This window comes from Streptomyces sp. NBC_00726, assembly GCF_045161735.1.
Taxonomy (GTDB): Bacteria; Actinomycetota; Actinomycetes; order Streptomycetales; family Streptomycetaceae; genus Streptomyces.
On the sequence record NZ_CP108984.1, the window covers coordinates 1 to 16,126 of the forward strand.

The window sequence follows — 16,126 nt, forward strand, 5'->3', positions numbered from 1 at the left end:
CCGACCCGCGACACCAGGATTCCGAGAGGAACGACTGTAGATGACCGGCCATAAAGAATTCAATGGGATCTGTCTCGTACCGGGCTTCCGCCCCTCGCGCCGCTCGAAGCTCAGGGAGTTCATGTGACCAGCAATCAGGGTCCTTCGCCTCACGGCCCGGACTCAGCCTATGATCACGCCTCGATCTACGTAGACGCCGTCGCCGCCCCTCGGATCCTGGGCCGACTCCAAGATGCTCTCAGCCTCAAGGACCACCGCGAGGGATTGGCCATCGGGCCGGTGCGCGTGCACGGCGAGCCCAATGACTACGCCACAGACAGGCGCGCACACCCTTTCGACTTCATGGAATGGCCAACCGTCCTTGAATGCGCGGCCACTGCCGGGGCGCCGGCCGAAGTGGTGAAGGCCGTCACGTCTCTGCTCGAAACCCTGTGGCACGAGGGCTTCAAGGCCATAGCTGCCTGCGATTTCGAGGACGAACTCCCCGCACGCGGCGGCATGGACAGATATCCCCTTCCCGTCCCGGCCCATGACGGATCCTCAGTGAAATCGTGGTGGAAAAACCTGTCGCCCTCCGGAAGGAAAAGAAAAAAACTGTGATCAGCCTCCGGGAACACCAGGTAGACCAGCGATCCGCGTTTCGACGGTGGGTGGGATTTCCTGCAAGATCATCCGTTCCTCCGCAGGGCGCGCGTGGCATGATCGTGTCCGCGACCGGGTCCGGGAAGACGATCACAGCCGCCGTGTGCGCACTGGAGAGCTTCGCGGACGGACGGATCCTCGTGACTGTGCCGACCCTGGACCTGCTCGTCCAGACCGCCCAGGCGTGGCGGGCGGTGGGTCACCGGGCGCCGATGGTCGCGGTGTGCTCGCTGGAGAATGACCCGGTCCTGGGCTCGCTCGGGGTGCGGACGACCACAAACCCGGTCCAGCTCGCCCTGTGGGCCGGGCACGGACCGGTCATCGTGTTCGCCACGTACGCCTCCCTCGTGGACCGCGAGGACATCGACGCACCCGAGGGCCAGCGCAAGGTCCGCGGACCGCTGGAGGCCGCACTGACAGGCGGGGAACGTCTCTACGGGCAGCGCATGGACGGTTTTTCGCTCGCGATCGTGGACGAGGCCCACTCAACCGCAGGGGATCTCGGGCGCCCGTGGGCGGCGATCCACGACAACACCCGCATCCCGGCGGACTTCCGGCTCTACCTCACCGCGACCCCGCGCATCCTCGCCGCACCCCGGCCCCGGAAGAACGAGGGCGGCCAGGAGGCAGAGATCGCGAGCATGGCCGACGACCCTGAGGGCACGTACGGCGCGTGGCTCGCGGAGCTCGGGCTGAGCGAGGCCATCGAGCGGGAGATCCTCGCCGGGTTCGAGATCGACGTGCTGGAGATCCGCGACCCCTCCCCCGTCCTCGGCGAGTCCGAAGAGGCCCGGCGCGGCCGGCGCCTGGCGCTCCTACAGACCGCCCTCCTGGAGCACGCGGCGGCGTACAACCTGCGTGCCGTCATGACCTTCCACCAGAAGGTCGAAGAGGCGCGCGCGTTCGCGGACAAGCTCCCGGCGACCGCAGCCGAGCTGTACGCCACCGACGCCGATCTGGCCGCCACCGACAAGCTCCCCGCATCCTCGATCGACGCGGCGTTCTACGAGCTGGAGTCCGGCCGCCACATCCCGCCGAACCGGGTGTGGTCGGCCTGGTTGTGCGGCGACCACCGTCACCGAGCGACGCGAGGTCCTGCGCCAGTTCGCCAACGGCATCGACGCCACCGGACACCGCGTACACCGAGCCTTCCTCGCCAGCTGCCACGTCCTCGGAGAAGGCGTCCCTGTCCTGCAGTCGACGTCCTGACACTGGCCGGGCCCCAGCGCCGGGAGTAACAGCGCCCGCCACGGGCGGGCGCCATGCTCTCGCCTGCAGGTAGTAGGACAAGGGCATCCTCAGTTCACAGCACCGCGAGGACGAAGGTCAGCAGTGCCAGGGACAGGGTGGCACTGCCCGCGAAGGCCACGGCACCGCGCAGCAGGGCGGTGGCATAGGTGGCTCCGTCGATACGAGCGAGCAGACCGGCCGCTGCTCCTACCAGCGTGCAAAAGAGACCGACGACGGCCAGAAGCAGGGCCAGCAGGATCAGGTGAATGGATGAGGTGTTCATGCCTTCTTCCCAGGACAACCGACGACGGGGACTTCAGCGAATTTCGCGGTTCTGGTGTTCACCGGGGTTCAGGGCGAACGAAGATGAACGAAGACGGTCGCCTGGGAGACGGAGAAGCAGGACATGGGGGACGTGCACGAGAATCCGCTGACGGAACTCGCGCTACGGCTGCGTACCCTCAGGGCGCAGCGGGGTCTGCAGATGGGTGGGTTGCAGCAGCGGACCGGGCTGGGGCGAACAACGGTCAGCCAGGCACTCAACGGCCAAGTGGTACCCACTGAGGCCACGCTGGTGGCCCTAGCGAAGGCCCTGGGTACGGATGTGGAGCCATTGCTGGCCCTGCGCGAAGCCGCCGTGCGCCAGCCGGATGTCTCACCGGTAAGAGTGGTGCGTAGGCCGATACGACCGAAGGTGGAGCCGTCCTTTGAGGAGCGGTATCTCAACTACGTGGCAGAGCGCCATTCCCAACTGACCGTCGTAGGACTGGACCTGAGCCGACCGGAACGCGCGCGTTGGCCACTCGACGCCGCCTACTTGAGCCTGGAGTTGGCGGAGCGGCCGGAAGGCTGGCCTGCAGGCGGTGAGGAAGCGGACCGGCCATCCGTCGTGGTGAAGCGTGCCGAACACGCGTTGGCCAACTGCCGACGGGTTCTTCTGCGAGGGCTCGCCGGCAGCGGAAAGACAACACTGCTGCAGTGGCTGGCCGTCGCCACGGCACGCGATGAACTACCGGAGGAACTGGCGGACTGGCGAGGGCAGATTCCGTTCGTCCTGCCACTGCGCACGCTGGTGCGGCGCGGGCCCCTTCCAGAGCCACATGACTTTCTGTCCTCGGTCGGCACCCCCCTGGCCGCCTCACAACCTGAAGGCTGGGCCGATGCTGCACTCGCCAGGGGCGAAGCACTCGTCCTAGTCGACGGCATCGACGAGGTTCCTCAAGAACACCGGGGCGCCACGCGGGACTGGCTCGAGCGGCTCTTGGCTGCCTACAGGGACGCACGCTTCGTGGTCACCACGCGCCCGTCCGCTGTGCCGGAAGGCTGGCTGGCTTCGTCTCGCTTCACCGAACTGTCGGTACGCCCCATGAACGCTGTCGACACCGGGGTGTTCGTTGGCCGGTGGCATACCGCCGCCCGGCACGGTTCGGCAACCGAGGCCGAACGGTCACAGCTGCGTGATCTCGAAGCAGCGCTCCTGGTCACCGTGCGTGCACAGCGTGACCTGGCGCAGTTGTCCAGCACACCCCTGATGTGTGCACTCATCTGCGCGCTGCACCGGGACCGCCGCGGTCATCTGCCTCACAGCCGCATGGAGCTTTACGAGGCCGCTCTGTCGATGCTGCTCGTGCGCCGTGATCTCGAGCGCAGCATCGATGTCCCGGAAGGCATTCAGCTCACCGAACACCAGAGCGTCCAGCTGCTGCAGCGTCTGGCCTACTGGCTCATTCGTAACCGCCAGACCGAGATGGACCGAGCTACCGCGCTGGCCCTAGTCGGCGACGCACTACCGGCTATGCAGGCCGTGGCCGAGCAGGGCACTGCCGACCAGGTCCTGGCGCACCTGGTCGGCCGCAGCGGACTCCTACGCCAGCCCACCGCGGACACCATCGACTTCGTCCACCGCACTTTCCAGGACTACCTCGGGGCCAAAGCCGCCATCGAAACCCACGACTTCCCCCTGCTGGTCAACAACGCCCACGACGACCAGTGGGAAGATGTCACACGCATGGCCGTCGCACACGCCCGGCCAGCTGAAAGCGCTGATCTGCTGCGCCGACTCGTCGCACGCGGTGACGCCGAGGACGAGTACAGGAACAGACTCCACCTCCTAGCGGCCGCCAGCCTGCAGTACGCCACCGAAATCGAGCCCGACGCCCGCAGACTGGTCGAACAGCGAGCACGCCTCCTGATGCCTCCCCGCTCTTCTGAGGAAGCGGAGGAGCTTGCCGCGTTGGGACCGGGCATCCTGGATCTTCTACCAGGGCCCCAAGCCCTGGAAGACGACGAAGTGGGTCCAGTCGTCAAAACTGCCACTGCCATCGGCGGCGACCAGGCATACGGCTTCCTCCGCCGCTTCGCGCAGTCCCTGCCTCCTGACTCAACACCCCACGAACTATCTGAGGGCTGGGAGCACTTCGAAGCTGATCAATACGCCCGCGACATCCTGCTCCCCTGCCGAGGGAAAGACCGTCTATATGTGGAAGTACACACCCACGATCAGCGCAACGCGCTGCGACTCCTCACACCCATCACCGACATCCACTTTCAAGGAGAATTTACAGAAGATCAAGTCTTCGAGCACCTCTCACCCGAGCACACCCGCACACTGCGCATCTCCTCAGGCCATTTGCTCAGGGATCTGAAATTCATTCGCAAGCTCCCCGCCTTGAAAACACTCGAACTATCCGAGTGTGCCCAACTAGCGCATCTTGAAGATCTCGCAGGTACTCCTCTCACCAGCTTGAGCCTCACTAACCAACCACGCGAATTATCCTTCGACGCACTGGATTCCTTGCCGGAGCTCACTAGTCTCTCTTTCTATACACACCTACCGTCAGAGAGCCTTGCGGACGTGCCTGCACCGGAATGCCTGACCTCCTTGCATCTGGGCTGGACTGACGCTTCTCTGAGTGGCATCTCAAGGTGGCAACAACTGCAAGAACTCACAATAGCTGATGGACTGGATAACGCAGCATGGCATGAAATTGCGACGCTCCCCCACCTGACGGAGCTGCTCATTTCTCGCTACGATCTTAAACACGCCGTATCCCTACCAAGCGTTACCTATCTCCGACTTATATCCCCGTCAGACCCACAACTAGACTTGGTTCCGAACCTATTCCCCAACCTCCAACGCTTCTTCATCAACTGCCAAGCAGTGCAGCCAGGCACCACTGACATCACCCCTCTGAGCCAGATCAAGGGCCTTCAGATCTCCGTCAGCTACGCAAGTAGCGTCACCGGCCTCGAACGATTCACCCCAGAGGCAGTCCGGCTGTACCCGCGCCCACGGACAGCGAGCACCTGAGCGGTACTCAGCCTATGTCCCGCCCCGGATCCGACCTCAACGCCCATGCCGCCGCGGCCAGAACAAACGTCCCTTGCACTCCACTACATCTAGATAATCGACATCACCGGCGAGCGTGGTGTCGAGGCCGTCTGCTTCGCCGACACCCGCGGGTCGCGGGTCGAGATCGTCCAGAACATCGGCCGGGCGCTGCGCCCCAACAAGGACGGTTCCACGAAGGTCGCCCGGATCATCGTGCCGACCTTCCTGGAACCGGGCGAGGACCCCACCAACATGGTCGCCTCCGCCAGCTTCCGACCCCTTGTAGCGATTCTCCCGGCGGGCAGGGGAGCTCGGCCCTCACCGCGAAGAGCTCCTCGACGCGCCGGAGGCCGGGATGGTCTGGGAGCCAGGCGAGGAGGCGTGGGAGAACAAGCTCGCCGCGCTACGGTCCTACCGGCGGGCCGTGGGGCATCTCGCGCCCCGGCAGGGCTCGGTATGGGACGACCCGACCGGCTCAGGCCCCGTGCCCATCGGGCAGTACATGGCCAACCTCCGCCGCAAGGGAGCGAAGAACGGCCTCGGCAAGGACCCGGACCGGGCCGCCCCCCGGGCCGCACAGCTCGCCGCGATCGACAAGGAAACGATCGTGCTGGAGAACTAGAGCGCATCGAGCGACGTGTCAGGCCGGGTGAGTGGATTGTCCGAAAACGCCTTGGTACGGGCCACCACTACAATTGTCACCGTGTGTATGTTTATGCATGCGGAATGTGACCTTCCGTGTCTCTCCCGTCGACCCCACCGAAAGGGCACAGGCATGCCTGCAGCCATGCGCCAGACGACCATCATCCCCCGCGTCCGGCGGCTGGCCGCCGCGGCAGCCGCGCTGGGCAGCTGCCTGGCCCTCGCCGCCCCAGCCTCAACCGCCGACGCCGCACCCACCGACCCGGTACCGACCGTCTTCTTCGGCGACTCCTACACCGCCAACTACGGCATCGCCCCCGTCAACAACCCCGACCAGCCCAAGGGCTGGTGCTTCCAGGCCACAGAGAACTATCCCGCCGTCGCCGTCCGGCGCCTGGCGGACAAGAACATCACGCTCAACGTCCAGGCCGACGTCTCCTGCGGCGGCGCCCTCATCGAGAACTTCTGGCGCGCGCAGCAGCTGCCGTTCGGTGCCGGGACGGTGCCGGCGCAGCGGGAGGCGTTCAAGGAGGACACGCGGCTGGCCGTGGGCAGCCTGGGCGGTAACACACTGGGCTTCACCAGCATCCTCAAGCAGTGCTCCGCCAAGCTCCGGGGCGGCGAGGGAGCGGTCCTGCCCGGGCAGGCGGTGGACGAGGACAGCCCGGCGGGCGAGTGCGCGGCGTTCTTCACGACGGGTGACGGAAAAGCCTGGCTCGACTACAAGGCCGAGCAGGTCGAGTACGAGCTGACGGACATGCTCGACGGCATGAGCAGCCTGTCCTGGGACGCCGACCGGGTCCTGGTCGGCTACCCCCGGCTCGTGCCCCAGGACACCGCCAAGTGCTCCACCCCCGCCCCCGGCCAGAGTGAACTGCCGTTCGCCGACATCCCCCAGGACGCGCTGCCCGTCCTGGACCAGGCCCAAAAGCGCCTGGACGACGTCATGAAGAAGGCCGCCGCAGACACCGGTGCCGACTTCGTCGACCTCTACGACCACACCGCCGGCAACACCGCGTGCGACGGCGTCAACCGCGGCATCGGCGGCCTCCTCGAAGACTCCAAGGTCGAATTCGGGCCCCAGGCACTCCCGTGGTACGCACACCCCAACGAAAAGGGCCGCGACATCCAGGCCCAGCGCACAGCCGCCAAAATCGAAGAAGTCCTCAACCGCTGACCGAACCACACCTTGTCCCGGACGTGCACACCCCGCAAGGGTGACTCGCCCGGAGCCGGCGGGGACCCCGGGCCACAAACCTGAGGCCCCCGTCCGCGGCGACCGGCGTCCTTGCGCAGGTGCGTGAGCCGCACGGCGAGCGCCTCGCGGGCTGCCTGTGCGCTGGACGACGGGGATACGGTCACGGTGCCGGTCGCCTAGACGGTGTACTTCTCGTGCGGGATGCCTCGCTCCCGGACCGTCTCGAACGCGGACGCGCACAAACTCACCGCGGCCGGTTCCTCGGTGAGTTCGCAGCCCGGGGCGACCCAGTCGCCGTCGCCGCTGAAGAAGTGGAACATCACCAGGCGGTCGTCGATCAGCCAGAAGTCGTCGCCGGGCAGGGCGATGTCGGAGGCGTTGCGGCGGGGCAGCCAGCGAATCTGCTCACCGGCGCCCACGTTCAGCTCGGTCACCGCGCGCTCCCGCCGGATGTAGCCGGTGACCGGGCCTGACGGCGCCGAGTTGCCCTCACCTGTATTTCCCCGAGGTGAAGGATTAGTCACCCTGAACGGGGCTACGGGTTTGTGGTCTGGGCGAGGGTGTGGGCGAGGGCCTGGGGGTGGGTGGTCATTGGCCAGTGGCCTGAGTCCAGGTTTGCGTATTCAAGGTGGGTGGCTCGGGCCAGGTCGGGGCTTTCGCCGGTGGCGATCCACTTCTTGGCCTGGGTGGGGGTGAACTCGGGGCAGACGATCACTACGGGGACGTCGAAGCGGCGCTCGTCGGTCAGGTGGACGATTCCCCGGGCGACACCCTCGGGGACGGGGATGGCGGCGGACGCGAAGCGGTCGCGGGTCTCCTGGTCCAGGTCTGCGGAGTCCGGTCCCTCGAAGGGGGCCCAGCCCGGGAAGGGCATGACGCCGTCCTCGATCGCGAAGTGATCGGCGTAGGGCTGTCCGTCGGCCGCGGGGAAACCGCCGATCAGTACGGCCTTGGCCACCTTCTCCGGTCGTGCGTCGGCGGCCAGCCAGGCCAGGCTCGACGCGGCGGAGTGCCCCACCACCAGGGGCTTCCCGGATGCCGCGTCAACGGCGGCGAGCACCGTTGCCAGCTGGTCCTCAAGCGTCGCGGAGGCGGCGCCATCGCCCTGTCCTGGGAGGGTGAGCGGCACGGGACGGTGACCGAGCGAGGTGAGCTCGGGTACGACGTCGTCCCATGCGGATCCGTCGAGCCACAGGCCGGCGATGAGCAGGATGTCCATGCTTGTTCTCCCGGAGAGGCGTCGGGTCTGACCATCGGCACGTTATCCCGCATGGTGAGATCCAAGGACTCGCGGAGACGGCCGCCCGGGGTGCGGTGTCTTCCGGTATCGTCGGCGCCACGATCGTGCACGGCCCTGTTCCGGCGTCAGCAGCACGTACAACACCTGTATATCTCAAGGTAGTTGACGCCCACACAGGGGACTTCCAGTCGACGTTGACAGTGACCGGGAGCGCGCGGGCGCCCCTGGGGCCTCGGGAGGCTTCATGAGCGGGACGGGGGCGCGCCCCAGGGTGCTTGTGGTGGGGGCGGGCCTGGCCGGTACGGCCACGGCGATCAGGCTGCTCCATTTCGCGAGAAGGCCGCTGGAGATCGTTCTGCTGGAGCGGCGGGCGGACTACCGCTCGGCAGGAGTGGCCTACCACCGTGACGGCAATCCCTGGGACTACGTCTTCAATATCCAGGCGGGCCGGATGTCGGTGTTCCGCGAGGATGTGCTTGATTTCATCACCTGGGCCAACCACGAGGCCGACCGCCGGAATTGGCCCCGGCGCTGGGCCTCCTGGACGTTCACCGAGCAGGGCCCCGCTCCCCGCCGTATCTTCCAGGACTACCTCGACGACCGGCTGGCGGAGGCAGTCCGGGAGGCGTGTTCCGGGGTCGTCCTCGTCGAAGCGGATGGCGAAGCGCTCGATGCGCGCCGCTGTGACCGCGGTTTCGAGGTGGCCGTCAGAGGTCTCAGCCCGAATGCGGCCGGGGGGCTGCGGCCGGGTCCTCTCGCGGACACCTTGCTGCTCGAAGCCGACCATGTCGTGCTCGCCACCGGGCTCGAACTCAGGGAGCCGGCCTTCGCGGCCGGCGTCGAGGATCACCCCTCCTTCATCCGTAACCCGTACTCCGCTGCCGCCATCCGTGAACTCACCCGGCTCCCGGCCGATGCCTCGGTGGCCATCGTGGGGTCCGTGCTGAGCGCGTACGACACGGCGGGGCTGCTGCTGCGCAACGGGCATACCGGCCCCGTGCGGCTGATCTCCCGGTCCGGGACGCTGTTCCGCACCTACCCGGGCGGGCATGAGCACGGGGTCGTACGGCTGCCGCGTCCCGACATCCTGATGGAGCCCTATCGCGGGCGCGAGGAATTCCTCGCCCGTGTCAGGGCCGCTTGGCAGGAAGCGTGTTCGTCCGTCAGGGAGCGGTACCCCGAGATGGACTCCGTAGTCATCTCCGAGCGGGTCGCGAAGGCTTGGGAGCCGTACCTTCCCGAGGCCATCGAGCGTGTTCCGAGCGAGGAGCTGCGCGGGCTGCTGGACGGGTATTCGACCGGCATCGCCGCTCTGCGGGTCGGGGCCGTGGAGTACACCATGGAGATCATCGAGCGGGCGATGCGTCCTGAGGACGGGCGGGTGGAACTGGTCGTCGGCCGGGTGGCGGAGATCGCTCCCGCGCCGTCCGGGCGGCTGACCGTCTCCGTGGTCTCCGAGCACGAGCGGCACAGCTTCGAGGCGGACCTCGTGGTGTCGAACTTCGGCAGGGAGTCCGACTACGCCAAGGTCGGGCATCCGCTCTGGCGCAGCCTTGTCCGGAACGGCCTCGCGACCCCTCATGCGCGTACCGGACGGGGTGTGGAGGTCGACGAGTGCGGGACTCTGCTGGACTCCGGCGCCGGTCCGGCCGGGCCGATCTCGGCCGTGGGTGTGCCGCGGGAGGGGGACGAGATCGTCAGGCACGGGCGGACCGGTGCCTTCGCGTTCAACCTCGCGGCCATCAAGAACCACTCCGTCGCCGTCGCCGCCCATGTCGTGGAACAGCTTGAACTGCTGCGGGACGGATTTCACCAGCTCGCCGCACGGCATCCCCAATACCGGAGCTATGTCAGCAATCCGGAGGAAGCGGTCCGGGGAGCACTGGAGGAGTCTGTGGAACTGGAAGTGCGGAGGCTTGCCAGCCGCGAGCGCAAAAGGAGGGAAGCGCTGGAATCCCGTCTGCACGCCCGCATTCGCTCCATGGGCGGTCTTCCCGTGCTTCCGACTGGCGTCCCCCGCGATGAGCGCCTGATCAGGGCGGTCGTCAACCGGGTGGCCGTGGAAAGGCTCAACAACGTTTCTGTGACGCCACGGCAGCTACGTCGGCAATTGGGACTGGAGAATGCCGAACTTCCGGAGGAATAGTTGAACGGGAACGGGCGACGGATTCTGGGGACTCTGCTGGCCGGCGGTACCGAGAATGTTCTCCGCGGCACCTGCAACAGATCGAGAAGCGCGCAGGAGGGGGCCATTCTCGTCGCGTCTTCCCTGGAAGCGGGACTTTACGACGCGATTGTGGCCGCGCGGGCCGTGGTGTGCGGGTCCGGCGGGCTCACCGGTCATATGCAGTCCCTGTGCCGTGGCAGGGGAATTCCCGTCCTCCGCGTGGACGAGGCGGACCTCGCCGATCTGATCGGTGAGGTGACGCTCTATCTGGAGAGCGCGTCGATCGTCGTCGCGCCGCGAACGGCGCCGTTGCCCGAGAGCGGCGGCTCCACTCTGGACGCCATCGGTTCGGCGTGTGCCGTCATCGCGGACTTACAGGACATCACGGCCATCAATTCCTGCGGCCCCAATGCCGCGCGCGTGGAGTCCTTCTTCATCCGGGAAGAGTTTCTCTGCCTCGCGCTGGGGCTGCGCCCTCTTGACGCCATGGCGGGCGACGCCGCGGCCATCACCGCGTACGGGCAGGCCATCGGAGAGCGTCTCTGCGAGTTCGTGACAGCGCTTCTGCCCGGTCAGCGACTCGTCCTGCGGATGCTCGACCTGCGTTCCGACCACGCGGCCGACGTCACCGAGACCGCCCCGGTCGCGGTCGAGCCCAACCCGGAGATGGGTATGCACGGTGCGCGTTGGCTCCGCGGCTCCACCGGCTACCGTGAGGCGCTCCACACGGTGCTGGCGACCTTGCGCAAACGTCTCGGGGACGAGGCGGGGCGCGTAGGGCTGTCGGTGCCGTTCGTCAGCGACGAGACGGAGTTCGCACAGCTCAGGGAGCACCTGGCGCTGCCCGACGGCACGCCCGTGTCCGCGTTCGTCGAGACGCCTTCCGCCGTCCACGCCACCGCCGCGATGTGTGCCGCCGGGGCCAGTGAACTGTTCGTCGGGCTCAAGGATCTGGTGCAGTTCTATCTGGCGGCCGACCGGGGCAACCATTTGGTCGCCGATTCCTACCGCACCCGGCATCCCGCGGTCCTGGACGGTGTGCGCAGTGTCGTGGAGGCCGCCCGCGCCGTGGGCACTCCGGTACGGGTCTTCTCGCTGGCTTCGGACCTTGAGCACTATCTCGAACATCTGCCGACGCCCGACGGCTACATGATGTGCACGGCGGAACTCCGGCAGCTGCTTCTCGCCTCGTCCTGACGGCCCGGGGCGCTCTTGACCCTCTCCTCTTCCTGAGAGACCGTCAGCGCGTGCCTGCGCGCGCATCCGCCTCACGCGCCGGCCCCTCGGTGACGTAGCAAGCCGACCTCTGTGTGAAAGGGCATCCCATGACGCACATCCCGCTCAACAACGACCTCCCCGGCATCAGCGGGCTGATGATCAACCGGCCGGACACCGCCGGCCCGCTGAACGATCTCGCCGAGACCCTGCTGCGGGCGCCCGCCTCGCTGCCCCAGGGCGAGCGGGAGCTGATCGCCGCGTACGTCTCCCAGCTCAACCGGACCCCGTTCTGCGCCGGGTCCCACGCCGCCTTCGCCGCCGCCCAGCTGGCGGACGGTCAGGAGCTGGTCGACGCGGTCCTCGCCGACCCGGCGACCGCCCCGATCGGCGCCAAGCTGCGTGCGCTGCTCGCCGTGGCGGCCGAGGTGCAGGCGGCGGCCCGGCCCGTCTCCGCCGAGGCGGTGGCCGAGGCGCGGCAGGCGGGGGCGAGCGACGCGGACCTGCACGACACCGTGCTGATCGCGGCGTCCTTCTGCATGTTCAACCGGTACGTCAGCTGCCTGGACACCGCGCTTCCGGCGTCCGACGACTACTACGTCAAGTCCGCGCACCGGATCACGACCGTGGGCTACGGGCGGGCTGTGAACGTGCCGGCCTGACGGCAGGACTTCCCATTCCGGCGGGACGGGTCGGCTTGCAACGCCCCGGGGGATGGTGGGTCAGGTACGTTCCATGGCCGCCGGACTGCGCCGGCGCAGCGCCGGGCGGGCCGGCAGGAGGATGCCTGCGGCCACGGTCACGACGACGGTCAGGGCGATGGCCGCCGCCTGGACCGGTGGCAGGCAGGGCAGCGATCCGGTGGCGGACAGGCTGAACGCGGTGAGGGGGATCAGGGCGGCCAGTGCGCCGGTCACCAGTCCGGTGACGATCACGATCGCCGCCTCGACCCGCAGCATGCGCCGGACCTGGGCGCGGCCCGCGCCCACCAGGCGGAGCAGGACCAGTTCCTGCCGGCGTCCGATGACGATCAGCGCCAGGGTGCTGAGGACGGCGATGACGGTGAAGCCGCCGACGACGCCGGCGGCCACGGCGGTGAGGACCTGGCTCACGCCCCGGTCCTCGGACCGGAGGTGTTCCGGGCTCGGGTGCGCGGTGACCCGTGCGCCGAGCACGGCACCGGTGAGCGCCCTGTCCACCGCCTCCCGCACGGCCTCCCGGTCGGCGTCCGGGGCGGTCCGGGCGAGGATGCGGGTGTCCAGCGGGGCGGTCACGTGGTGTGCCAGGGCCTCGCGGGTGAACAGGAAGTCGCCGAGCGCGAGGGACCGTTCGTAGACCGCGACCACTCGCAGGGTGGCGGTGACCCCGTCCCCGTAACGCAGTCGCACCGTGGAGCCGAGTCCGGCGTCCAGCGCGTCGGCCCGGGCCGCGCCGAGCGCGACGGTGCCCTCGCGCAGGTCCCGCAGGGAGCCGGAGGTGACGTCGGGGTCGAGCGTGGCGGGCAGGGCGCCGGGGGTTACGCCCATGACCGGGAGCCGTTCGAGGACAGGGTCGCCGGCCTCCTTCCTGGCCAGGACGACGGTGCTGTGCAGGGTGCCCGTGGCGGCCGCGACGCCCGGCACGGCGGCCACCCGGCGGGCGGCCCCCGCGGGCAGTCCGGCGGCCTCGGTCGTCACGACGAGGTCGGCGCGCATCGCCTGCCGGGCCTGGGCGCCGCCCTCGTGGTCCATGGTGGCGCCCGCCGCGAGCTGGACGCCCACGAAGGCGACGACCAGGGCGACCGGGGTGATGGCCGCCCCCAGCCTCCGCGCGTGCGCGGTGGTCGACGCGGCGGCGAGGTAGCCGCCGGCGCCGCCGAGTTTCCGGGCGGGCGGTGCGAGCAGGCGCGTGGCGGCCCGGGCGATCCAGGGGCCGAGGAGCGCGCAGGCGATCACCAGGGCCAGGGCCGCGCTGCCCGCCGCCATGGCCGCCTGTTCGCCCGGCTGCAACGCCGCGGTGCCCGCGGAGCTGAGGCCGGCGAGCAGCACGGTCAGGCCGGTCACGGTGCGGGCCCGGGCGGGCCCGCCCGGTTCGCTCCGGGCCTCGCCGAGCGCCTGGGCGGGACGGACCCCGGCGATGCGGCCGCAGGCCAGGGCGGCCGCGACCCGGGCCACGGCCAGGGTCAGAACGGCCGTCAGGACCGGGGTCGCGAACATCCAGGGCAGGACCGGGAGGTCGAGCCCGACGGGGACGGCGCCGCGGTCGCGCAGCATCCGCAGGAGCATCAGGAAGACCGGGACCGCGCCCACCGCGCCGGCCGCGGCCGCCTTGGTGGCGACGCCGGTCACCTCCCGGGCGACCGTCGCCCGCAGCTGCCCGGGGGTCGCCCCGACCGCCCGCAGCAGCGCCAGCTCGCGGGCCCGCTGGTGGACCGCCTGGGTGACCGTGCCGGCCACCACGAGCACGGCGGTCATGACAACCGTCGCGCACAGCGTGGCCAGCAGGTTGAGCAGGCCGGACCGGCTCGGTGCCGCGTCCAGGAACTCCGCCTGGCCGCGGCCGTTGCCGGTCAGGACCCGCAGCGCCGAGCTGTCCTGCGGGTCCCGGCTGCCGGCGACGGCGTCCCGGGCCGGTTTCTCGCCGGCCAGGGCCTTGCGCAGGGCGGGGCGCAGCTCCTGCGCGTCCACGCCGTCGTCGGCGAGCACTCCGATGGCGTCGACGGTGCCGGGGTGGCCGGACAGCCGGGCGGCCTCGCCCTCGGTGAAGAAGGCCGCGCCCTGGCGGTCGAGCCCGGTGTCGTCCGGCTCGCCCTTGGGGGCGACGATGCCGGAGACCACGTAATCGGCGGGTGCGCCGAGCGTCTGGAGGCGGAGCCGGTCGCCGGGGCGTACGCCTGCGCGTGCGGCCAGGTCGCCGTCGACCGCCACCTGGCGGGGCCCTGCGGGCGGCTTGCCGGCGCGCAGGGTGAACGGGGCGAGGGCCGCCGCCGGCCAGCCGTGGCCGTAGACGGGGGTGGGGGCGGAGGCGCTGGGTGGTCCGGGCACGGTGGGCGGGGGGAGGTGCGCCGGTGCACCGCCGCCGCCGAGCGCCGGTCCGGGCCCGGAGGTGCTGGACGGAGCGCGCACGCCCCGGCTGTCGGGGGCGGCGAGCGCGACCGGGAAGCTGCTGTCCGGGATGGCGGCGCGCACGCCGGGCACCTTGGCGAGCCGGTCCGCGACGGCGGCCGGGACTCGGACGCGTTCGGTGAGTGACCGGGTGACCGTGGTCATCGGGTCGCCCCAGGGCTTGGCCCGGTAGCGGGTGGTCTGGTCGGCGACGACGACGGCGGTGGTCGCCGCGTACCGCTCGACGCGGGCGTGGCCCACGAACGCCGACAGGGTGGCCAGGGCGAAGCTGCCGAGGAGCAGCGCGGTGAGCACGAGGGCCGCGAAGACGGCGGCCCATTCTTTGCGGTGCAGCCGTCTGGAGCGGCGGGCGAGGAAGCGGGCGGTGCGGCGGCCTCGCCCGGCCCGCGGTATCCGGTCGACGGTCACGCTCATCGTTCCCCTGGTCCAGCGAGGCGGCGGGTCACCGTTTGCGGGGTGGGGTGGTTCTCGTGGGCGACGATGCGTCCCGATTCGATGAAGATCGCCTCGTCGGTCCAGGCGGCGGCCTGTGGGTCGTGGGTCACCATCACCACGGTGTGGCCGGACGCGTCCACGGCCTCGCGCAGCAGTCGCAGCACCTCGTGGGCGGTGACCGGGTCGAGTGCGCCGGTCGGTTCGTCGGCGAAGATCACGGCGGGGTCGGTGACCAGGGCGCGGGCGATGGCCACGCGCTGCTGCTGGCCGCCCGAGAGGCGGAGCGGGGAGTCGTCCGCGCGGTCGCGCAGGCCGACGGCCGCCAGCGTCCTGAGGGCGCGTTCGCGCACGGCGGGGTCGTGGGGGTTCATGCCGCGCAGCAGCAGGGGGAGGGCGGTGTTCTCGCCGGCGGTGAGTGACGGTACGAGGTTGAGGGACTGGAAGACGAAGCCGATCCGGTCCCTGCGCAGCCGGGTGAGCGCCGGCTCGGAGAGCCGGGAGAGGTCGGTGCCGCCGATCCGTACCGTGCCGGAGGTGGGCCGGTCGAGTCCGGCGGCGCACTGGAGGAAGGTGGTCTTGCCGGAGCCGGAGCGGCCCATGACGGCCAGGAAGCGGCCCGGGGGCACGGTCATGCTCACGTTCTCCAGTGCGTGGAAGTCCCGCCCGCCGCGCCGGTAGCGGCGGGTGACGGATTCGAGGGTGAGCGCGTCGGTGCCCGTCGTGGGGCCGGGCGGTGGCCTTCTCCTTGTGCGTAGGGGCATTGGTTCGCCTTCCGGTCGTGCTCCTGCTTCGTCTCCGTGGCGACGGTAGGGCCGCGGCCAGGGGCGATACGAGGACGCTCGCACCCCGGTGCGGGTTCAGCCGGCACCACCCGGGTTCGGGCTGGTGGGGACACCGACCGGGGGTGCGCCCGCCAACTACG

At 69.5% G+C, this 16,126-nt stretch carries 10 protein-coding genes and 4 pseudogenes; 8 read left to right on the forward strand and 6 right to left on the reverse strand.

All coding sequences use genetic code 11. From position 1 onward, the window contains the following. Positions 1-123: 123 nt before the first annotated feature. Positions 124-600: a hypothetical protein gene (locus OG338_RS29510; protein ID WP_331741505.1), complete on the forward strand. Its 477-nt coding sequence runs from the start codon at positions 124-126 to the stop codon at positions 598-600. Next, positions 597-1,833: pseudogene (locus OG338_RS29515) on the forward strand (DEAD/DEAH box helicase family protein); the annotation flags it as partial. The gene OG338_RS29510 and the pseudogene OG338_RS29515, both read left to right, overlap by 4 nt. Before the next feature lie 112 nt (positions 1,834-1,945). On the opposite strand, the gene OG338_RS29520 reads toward OG338_RS29515, so the two are convergent. Further along, positions 1,946-2,155 carry a hypothetical protein gene (locus OG338_RS29520; protein ID WP_164494633.1) on the reverse strand — a complete coding sequence of 70 codons (210 nt, stop codon included), beginning with the start codon at positions 2,153-2,155 and terminating at the stop codon, positions 1,946-1,948. A 123-nt stretch (positions 2,156-2,278) separates the two neighbouring features. On the opposite strand from OG338_RS29520, the gene OG338_RS29525 reads away from it, so the two are divergent. The 3 genes and pseudogenes from OG338_RS29525 to OG338_RS29535 all read left to right on the forward strand — a co-directional run bounded on the left by OG338_RS29525 (position 2,279) and on the right by OG338_RS29535 (position 7,022). Further along, entirely contained in the window at positions 2,279-5,182 is a 2,904-nt protein-coding gene (locus OG338_RS29525) for an NACHT domain-containing protein (protein ID WP_331741510.1), read from the forward strand. 96 nt (positions 5,183-5,278) lie between these two features. Next, positions 5,279-5,804 (forward strand): annotated as a pseudogene (locus tag OG338_RS29530) (Helicase associated domain protein); the annotation flags it as partial. Positions 5,805-5,978: 174 nt separating this feature from the next. Then, a complete protein-coding gene (locus OG338_RS29535) occupies positions 5,979-7,022 on the forward strand; it encodes an SGNH/GDSL hydrolase family protein (RefSeq protein WP_331741512.1) in 1,044 nt (347 codons plus the stop codon). 89 nt (positions 7,023-7,111) lie between these two features. Here the strand turns inward: OG338_RS29535 and OG338_RS29540 are convergent. The 3 genes and pseudogenes from OG338_RS29540 to OG338_RS29550 all read right to left on the reverse strand — a co-directional run. Continuing rightward, positions 7,112-7,207 (reverse strand): annotated as a pseudogene (locus tag OG338_RS29540) (transcriptional regulator); the annotation flags it as partial. A 12-nt stretch (positions 7,208-7,219) separates the two neighbouring features. Next, a pseudogene (locus OG338_RS29545) lies at positions 7,220-7,516 on the reverse strand (DUF6879 family protein); the annotation flags it as partial. Between the two features lie 62 nt (positions 7,517-7,578). Next, on the reverse strand, positions 7,579-8,262 hold the full coding sequence (locus OG338_RS29550) for an alpha/beta hydrolase (RefSeq protein WP_331741514.1): 684 nt from the start codon (positions 8,260-8,262) through the stop codon (positions 7,579-7,581). 265 nt (positions 8,263-8,527) lie between these two features. Between OG338_RS29550 and OG338_RS29555 the strand changes: the two genes are divergently transcribed. The 3 genes from OG338_RS29555 (at position 8,528) to OG338_RS29565 (ending at position 12,327) form a co-directional block, all read left to right on the forward strand. Beyond that, a complete protein-coding gene (locus OG338_RS29555; protein WP_331741516.1) occupies positions 8,528-10,429 on the forward strand; it encodes an FAD/NAD(P)-binding protein in 1,902 nt (633 codons plus the stop codon). Then, a complete protein-coding gene (locus OG338_RS29560) occupies positions 10,430-11,647 on the forward strand; it encodes a putative PEP-binding protein (protein WP_331741518.1) in 1,218 nt (405 codons plus the stop codon). Positions 11,648-11,775: 128 nt separating this feature from the next. Further along, the gene (locus tag OG338_RS29565; protein ID WP_331741520.1) at positions 11,776-12,327 is read left to right on the forward strand and encodes a carboxymuconolactone decarboxylase family protein; all 552 of its coding nucleotides are present in this window, start codon (positions 11,776-11,778) and stop codon (positions 12,325-12,327) included. A gap of 60 nt (positions 12,328-12,387) precedes the next feature. Here OG338_RS29565 and OG338_RS29570 read toward each other — a convergent pair whose 3' ends face one another. After that, entirely contained in the window at positions 12,388-15,183 is a 2,796-nt protein-coding gene (locus OG338_RS29570; protein ID WP_331741522.1) for an FtsX-like permease family protein, read from the reverse strand. Then, positions 15,180-15,965 carry an ABC transporter ATP-binding protein gene (locus OG338_RS29575; protein ID WP_331741524.1) on the reverse strand — a complete coding sequence of 262 codons (786 nt, stop codon included), beginning with the start codon at positions 15,963-15,965 and terminating at the stop codon, positions 15,180-15,182. The genes OG338_RS29570 and OG338_RS29575 overlap by 4 nt, the downstream gene beginning before the upstream one ends. Between the last annotated feature and the right edge of the window lie 161 nt (positions 15,966-16,126).